Below are 7,339 nucleotides of genomic sequence, written 5' to 3'. Positions count from 1 at the left end.
CACCGTCCACATCCCACCGGCCGGACCGCCAGGAGGACCTGATGCCGAGAGAGCCCTCGGAACCGACACTTCCCGAGATCACCGCCGCGACCCTGGAGGCCCGGTTGCGCGTCGCCGCCGGCCGGGTGGGTGCGGCCCCGGCCTTCGTCGACGCCACCGGGGTCCGGGCGACTCACCAGGATCTACGCCGGATCCGGGACGGCGCCCGGGAGCGACTGCGGGATGCGGGTGTGACACCTCACGACCGGGTCGGCCTGGTCATGGGGCACGACTGGCGGATGGCACTGGCACTGACCGCCGCCATGTCGGCCTGCGCCGTGGCACCGCTCGATCCCGGCCTCGCTGATCGTGAGCTGGTCGCCTACCTCGCCCGCCTGCGTCCCCGCGCGGTCCTGGCCGACACCGGGTCGGCCCCCCGCCTGCGGGCGCTGCTCGGCGAGGGCCCACCGGTCCTCTGCTGGTCGGTCGACGATCTGGACGGCTCGACGGACGAGGAGCCGTCCGCCGAGGACCCGGCGCTGCTGCTCTTCACCTCCGGCACCACGGGGGTTGCGAAGACCGCCCAGATCACCCAGGGCAACCTGGCCGCGGCGGTGGACAGCATCGGGAGGACGCTGCGGCTGGACGCCGGGGACCGGGCCCTGAACGCGATGCCGCTGCACCACGCCCACGGCATCCTCACCGGGCTGCTGGCCCCGCTGGCGAGCGGCGGCAGCACGATCTGCGGTCCGTTGACCACTCGGGAAGCGCTGCTGGAACTCGTCCGGGCGGTGGCTCCGAACTGGTACTCCGCGGCACCCGTCGTGCATCACACCCTGCTCACGATGATCCGTAGCATGCCCCCGATCGCCGACGAGCTCCGCCTGCGGGTGATCCGGTCGACCTCGTCGGCGTTGCCGGTCCGGTTGCTCGAGCAACTGGAGGGCACCCTGGCCGCGCCGGTGGTGGAGGCGTACGCGTTGACCGAGGCTCCCGGCCAGGTAGCCAGCAACCCGCTGGACGGCCCGCGCAAGCCGGGCACGGTGGGTGTCCCGCAGGACGCGAGCATCGTCCTGCTGACCGGTGACGGGGAGTTGACCGACGCGCCGGGAAGCACCGGTGAGGTCCTGATCCGCAGCGCCAACGTCGTCCCCGGCTACCTGGACGTCCCGGCTTCGGAGCAGCCCTTCCTCGACGGTTGGCTGCGAACCGGGGACCAGGGAACCTTCGACGAGGACGGCTACCTGACCCTGCGCGGAAGGATGGCCAACATCATCAACCGGGGTGGCGAGAAGATCTCCCCTCCCGAGGTCGAGGAGGTGCTCGTCGAGCACCCTTCGGTGCGGGAGGCGGCGGCCTTCGGTCGTCCGCACCCCACTCTCGGTGAGGAGACGGCCGCGGCGGTGGTGCTGCATGCCGGCTCCTCGGCGACCGAGGACGAGCTGCGGGTCTTCGCCGCCGCACGGCTCGCGTCCTACAAGGTGCCGGTTCAGATCCACTTCATGCCGGCCCTGCCCCGCAACAGCGTGGGCAAGATCCTGCACCGCCGACTACGGGACCTGGCCGCTCGTCGGGCGGTGGGGCGGGAACGCCGGCCGTCCCCACCCGGATGACCGGGACGGCTCGCCACCGACCCGTCCGGCGTACGTGACCCGTCCTCCTCCGGTCCGACCACTCACCAGCCTGGGAGCGCACATGACATCTGGCCTGTTCCATCACACCTGGACGGACCGCCGTCGGGACGAACCCGTGGCGGCGACCCTCCGCAGCCCGCTGTTGCAACTGCACATGTCCTCCGACGTCGACCCGCTGCTTCCGGAGCAGATCGAGCGGGCGCGCGGCGTGCTCACGGCCCGCGCCGAGGCCGTGGCGCGCGGCGTCGACCTGGCGGCCGTTCAGGACGCGCAGCGGCAGGTGGTCGAGGCGTTCCTCGCCGGGCGGTCGGCCCGTTTTCCGCAGGACCAGTACCAGCCCCTGGCGGACGCGGCCCGGTTCGCCGCGGAGGGACGCGACATCTTCCTCGTCATCAAGTTCATGGACGAGGCGCCGCACATCGAGGCCACGTTTCAGTCCCTGCTGCACCAGCATGGGGTCGACCTGGGACGGGTGGTGATCGTCGCGGTCGACAACAACTCCACCGACGGTTCCGACGAGATCGTCAAGCGAATCCGCGCCGCGAACGACGGCCCGATCCGGATCGTCTATCTGAATCAGGCGCAGCCGGGGGCGGGCCATGCCGCCCGGCTGGGGGTGGACAGCTGCATCGCCACCGTGCGGGAGATGTGCCTGGTCGACGGCGACTGGCGTCGCCTACAGACGGCGATCATCGCGGTGTCCGACGGCGACACCGTCTATCACCCGCACGTCCTGCGGGAACTGGTTCGGGTGTTCGAGGAGAGCCCGACGGTCGACGGCGTCATGCCGTTCCTCACCTACAAGCTGACCGCGGCGCTGCGGCTCTTCGCCAACTACGTGCCGGCCTATCCGGACCGCCTGGCCCGGCACGCGGACCTGTCGACGGCGGTCGGGGTTCCGGTCGATCTCTCCACCGAACTGGCGTTTCCCCAGTTGCCCCGCCACGCCAGGGAGGTCGTCGGGGACCTCGTCCGGGTCCGCGTGCAGGACGTCGGCGAGGTCGAGGTGCCGCTGTGCAACCGGGACGAGCACGGGCGACGGTTCGGTGTGCTCCGCGATCCCGCCGGGCGGCTGGCGTACCTGCTCGAGGACCGGACCCTGGTGCTTGCGGAGGCTCCCGTCTCCGGTGACGACGCGGCGCTGACGTTCCTCGAGAACGGTCAGGTCGGGGCCGATGAGATGTGGCGTTGGCACGCGGTGATCGGCCATGACATCTTCCTGTCCTGGCTCTTCGCCGGTATGGGTGCGCCGGAGGAGATGATCTATCCGGATACGAGTGACGCGCTCAAGGCGTTCCGGGTCTGGGCCGCGGCCATCGGCGGTCAGCACCAGCTGCGCCGCCCCGGGTTGCGCATCGTCACCGGCAGCGACTACCAGTCCGGCCGGGTGCTCCAGGCGACGGGCTGCACGGTGCGCCTGGCATCTGCCGAGGCGTGCGCGCAGACCGAGACCGATCGGTTGATCAAGATGGCCCGGAATCTGATGAAGAGCCAGGCGGTGTTCTACGGGCAGACCCGTGACTCGATGATCGAGCGGGCGAGCGGACTCTACGTCCACATGACCCGGATCCAGGGCGACATCGAGGACGAGGTGCGCGCCTACGACGACGAGGCCTTCCGCCGGAACATCTTCCCGGAGCGGGTGCTGTTCCCGCTGCGGTGGATGCTCCAGAACGCCCTCCGGTTCTATGCCCACGACGACCCCGAGGCACAGGACATCGTCCGCGAGCGGTTTCTTGGCGTGGTCTTCGGCGAGCACGCCGCCGACGTGGAGAAGCGCTGGTTCAGCGCGGACGTTCTCGGCCGGATCCAGGCGGCCGCACACGACGAGCGCCCCGACCTGGCCGAGCGGGTGGCGGAGCAGATCATCGCCGAGCACTACGCCGACATCCTCACCTGCTACCAGCGGACGCTCCGGGACTACTTCCGTGCGCAACGACTGCCGGAGAGCAGCTACGAGTGGCTGCTCAGCGAGGTCGACCAGTCGCGGAACGCCATGCGGGAGGCACCACCGGAGGTCGACCCCTCCGCCGTCTGGGAGGGCCAGGAGTTCGTCATCGACATCGAGCGCGGGCAGGTGGTCCGGATGAAGAACGCCCAGGACGTGGCGTCATGAGAGTCGACCTCTGGGACGGGCCGGTCCCTCATGGCGTCGGCCCGGACGAGGACGTTCCCCACCTGGACGTTCATCTGCCGCCGCCGGAGCAGGCGACCGGCGCCGCGATGCTGGTGCTGCCGGGTGGGGCGTACACCTTCCTGTCCAAGAAGTCCGGTCTTCAGTACGCGCGGTGGCTGGCGACCGAGGGCATCGCCGCCGCGGTGGTGAACTTCCGTCTCGGATCGGCCGGGCACCGGTTCCCGGCCCTGCTGGCAGACGCCTGGCAGGCTCTGGCGCTGCTGCGGTCCCGGGCGGACGAATGGGGTCTGGATCCCGAGCGGGTCGGCGTCATCGGCTCGTCCGCCGGGGCGCATCTCGCGTCGATGATGCTGACCGCGGTGTCGTTGCCGAACCAGCGGACGAAGCGGCCCGCACTCGGCGTGCTCTGCTATCCGGTCGTCTCGATGAATGATCCACTTGCCCACGAGGAGACGAGACGCAACTTCCTCGGTGAGCTGGCCGGTGACGAGGACCAACGGCGGCGCTTCTCGGCGGAGATGCTTGTCGACGACCAGGTTACGCCGTGTTTCGTCTGGCACACCCTCGACGACGACGAGGTGACGGCGCGCAACGCCACGACGTTCGCCCGGGTGCTTTACGAGGCGGGGGTCAGTTGCGAACTGCACATCTATCAATCCGGCCCGCATGCGCTCGGGCTCGCGCGGAACACCGGCCTGCACTGGACTGCCGACTGTATCCGCTGGCTACGTCACAACGGCTTCTGATGACGACTGCGGACAACATTGTCCCATCGGCGGCGGAAGTCGCGGTGCGATACCCGGCGCTCGTCCCGGTGGTGGGAATTCGTCCGTGCACACGGAAAGGAGGTATCGGTGAACCACGCTGATTTCCAGTTCGAGATCTACCGTGCGGGTCTGCGTGAGGGGCCGCCGCGGTATCCGGTGGATGTGGCGGGTCTCCAGGAGGCGGCACGGGAGGTGCTGGACGACACCGCCTACTGGTATGTGGCCGGATCCTGCGGCAGTGGCGACACCGCCGCGGCCAACTGCGCGGCCTTCGCGCGCTGGCGAATCGTCCCGCGAATGTTGCGGTCGGCCGACGTACGGGATCTCCGCACCGAGCTGTTCGGCCGGGTCTACCCGGCACCATTGGCCCTGGCCCCGGTCGGCGTCCAGTCGATCGTCCATCCGGAGGGCGACATCGCCACTGCCCGTGCGGCAGCGTCGCTGGGCATTCCCATGGTGCTGAGCACGGCCGGGTCCTTCAACATCGAGGAGGTGGCCGAGGTGGCCGGCCCTCGGTGGTACCAGCTCTACTGGCCGCACGACGACGAGGTCACGACGAGCCTGCTCAAGCGGGCCGACAAGGCTGGCTACGAGGTTCTCGTCGTCACGCTGGACACCTGGACGCTGGGCTGGCGCCCGCACGACCTGAACCGCGGCTACCTGCCCTTCCTGCGAGGCAACGGCCTGGCTACGCCCTTCTCCGATCCGGTCTTCCGGTCGCGGCTGGGGCGCACGTGCGAAGACGACGTGCAGGCCGCCATCGAGGCATGGATTCCGATGTTCAACGGGCGGGCCCACACCTGGCCTGAGCTGGCTCTGCTGCGTGACAACTGGGACGGGCCGATCGTGCTCAAGGGCATTCAGCACGTCGATGACGCGCGGCGGGCCGCAGACGCCGGCATGGACGGCGTCGTGGTGTCGAACCACGGCGGCCGGCAGATCGACGGTGCCGTCGCGTCGCTCGACGCGTTGCCGGGCATCGTCGCAGCGGTCGGCGACCGGCTCACCGTGCTCTTCGACTCCGGTGTGCGCAGCGGGTCCGACGTCTTCAAGGCGCTCGCGCTCGGGGCCCGTGCCGTCCTGCTCGGCCGGCCCTATCTGTGGGGGCTGGCGAACGGCGGTACGGAGGGGGTCCGGCAGGTGGTGCGGAGCCTGCTGGCCGAGCTGGATCTCACCCTGGGGTTGGCGGGTTTCGTGTCGCCCGCCGAACTCGACCCATCGGTGCTGGTGAGCCGGTGAGTGACCGGCTGCCTCGGGTCTGCCCGCTGCGGCCGACCACCTCTTCCGATGTAAAGAACATTAGCAGAGTCGGACATTTTGCGGTATCGGTCGTGAGGCTGATGCACCCGAGCATCGACCCGCAACTACATTGGCCGAGCCATTTGATGAAGGGAATCAGGATCTGTGACGACACCGCAAGGGGACGCCGTGACGCAGTTGGCCGAAGGAGTTGACACCAGCAAGGAGGAACCGCCGAGATCCTGGTTGGTTCGGCGCGGGCTGGTCCCTGGGACACGGCCGCAGCAGATTCTCGCGCTGGCGACATTCGTCAATATGATCGGCAGCGGCGTCTTCATGGTCAGCTCGGCGCTGTACTTCACGCGTGTCGTCGGGCTCCCATTGGCGCAGGTCGGTATCGGCATCGGTCTTGCCGCCGGGGTCGGCCTCTTCGCCGGCGTACCGGTGGGGCACATCGCCGATCGGCGGGGTCCGCGGGAGGTCTACCTGTGGATGCTCGTCATCCAGGGAGCGGCGATGGCGGCTCTCGTCCTGGTCCAGTCCTTCTGGCTGGTCCTGGTGGCGCTCTGCGTCGGCGAGCTCGCCCGTTCCGCCGGTGGAGCGGCCCGTGGCCCGCTGGTGCGTGGAGTGGGCGGGGCCGAGTTGACGCGTTACCGCGCCTATCTGCGGTCGGTGGCGAACCTCGCCGGAAGCTGTGCCGCCCTGGCTGCCGGCTTCGCCGTCCAACTCGACACCCGACCGGCCTATCTCGCCCTGGTGCTGGGTAACGCCCTCAGCTTCGTGGCCAGCGCGGCGATCATCGCGGCGCTGCCGTCGCTGGCGCCGGTGCCAGCGCCACCCAGGGCCAGCCGCTGGGCGGTGCTGAAGGACCGGGGGTACATGGCGATCACCGCGCTCGACGGCATCATGTCCATCCACCACCAGGTGCTGCTCTTCGCCCTGCCACTGTGGATCGTCGGGCACACCGACGCGCCCCGGTGGCTGGTCGGCGCGGCTGCGCTGGTGAACACCGCGCTGGTGGTCCTGCTCCAGGTGCGGGCCAGCCGGGGAGTGGACGACACTGTCGCCGCCGGTCGGGCGATGCGCCGCTCCGGCGTTGCCTTCTTCCTCGGCATGGCCGCGATGGCGGTGGCTGCGGGGCTGCCCACCTGGCTCGCCCTCGTGGGTATCCTCGCCGGCATCTTCATCCACACCGTGGGTGAACTGTGGCACACGGCCGGCTCTCTGGAGTTGCGGTTCACTCTCGCGCCGGCTCACGCCCAGGGGCAGTACATGGGCCTGTTCGGGTTCGGCGCCGGACTGGCGAACGTCGTGGCCCCCTCCGTGCTGGTGCTGTTCTGTATCACCTGGGGGGTGCCGGGTTGGCTGGCGCTCGGTGCCGTGTTCCTCGTGGTCGGGTCGGTGACCCCGTACGTGGTGCGGTGGGCGGAGCGCAACCGCCCGTACGTGGAGCAGCCCGCCTAGCGGACGAGAGGTCGGTCGGGTTGCCGCCATCGTAGGGCGGCAACCCGACCGGCACGCATGGATCGCTGCCGCCGGGCCCTGCGGGTCGCATCGACGGGCCCGGTGGGTACCCCGCCCGG

5 protein-coding genes are annotated in these 7,339 nt (G+C 69.9%); all 5 read left to right on the top strand.

The features are described from left to right. Positions 1-41 precede the first annotated feature (41 nt). The 5 genes from OHQ87_RS23145 (at position 42) to OHQ87_RS23125 (ending at position 7,220) form a co-directional block, all read left to right on the top strand. Positions 42-1,592: an AMP-binding protein gene (locus OHQ87_RS23145; RefSeq protein ID WP_328341088.1), complete on the top strand. Its 1,551-nt coding sequence runs from the start codon at positions 42-44 to the stop codon at positions 1,590-1,592. A gap of 82 nt (positions 1,593-1,674) precedes the next feature. Then, positions 1,675-3,729, top strand: coding sequence for a glycosyltransferase family A protein (locus OHQ87_RS23140; protein WP_328341087.1), 2,055 nt, complete (start codon positions 1,675-1,677; stop codon positions 3,727-3,729). Next, positions 3,726-4,496: an alpha/beta hydrolase gene (locus tag OHQ87_RS23135; RefSeq protein ID WP_328341085.1), complete on the top strand. Its 771-nt coding sequence runs from the start codon at positions 3,726-3,728 to the stop codon at positions 4,494-4,496. The genes OHQ87_RS23140 and OHQ87_RS23135 overlap by 4 nt, the downstream gene beginning before the upstream one ends. Before the next feature lie 213 nt (positions 4,497-4,709). After that, complete coding sequence (locus OHQ87_RS23130; RefSeq protein WP_328341083.1) at positions 4,710-5,756, top strand: alpha-hydroxy-acid oxidizing protein; 1,047 nt, start codon at positions 4,710-4,712, stop codon at positions 5,754-5,756. Positions 5,757-5,945: 189 nt separating this feature from the next. Next, positions 5,946-7,220: an MFS transporter gene (locus OHQ87_RS23125; RefSeq protein ID WP_328341081.1), complete on the top strand. Its 1,275-nt coding sequence runs from the start codon at positions 5,946-5,948 to the stop codon at positions 7,218-7,220. The last annotated feature ends 119 nt before the right edge of the window (positions 7,221-7,339 follow it).

This window comes from Micromonospora sp. NBC_00421 (genome assembly GCF_036017915.1).
Taxonomy (GTDB): domain Bacteria; phylum Actinomycetota; class Actinomycetes; order Mycobacteriales; family Micromonosporaceae; genus Micromonospora.
Note: the sequence above shows the minus strand (reverse complement) of the source record. Positions and strands in the feature narration are given on the sequence as shown.

Excerpts from the sequence above, each read along its gene's own strand:
- OHQ87_RS23145 (WP_328341088.1), top strand. The coding sequence starts at position 42 with ATGCCGAGAGAGCCCTCGGAACCGACACTTCCCGAGATCACCGCCGCG.
- OHQ87_RS23140 (WP_328341087.1), top strand. The coding sequence starts at position 1,675 with ATGACATCTGGCCTGTTCCATCACACCTGGACGGACCGCCGTCGGGAC.
- OHQ87_RS23135 (WP_328341085.1), top strand. The coding sequence starts at position 3,726 with ATGAGAGTCGACCTCTGGGACGGGCCGGTCCCTCATGGCGTCGGCCCG.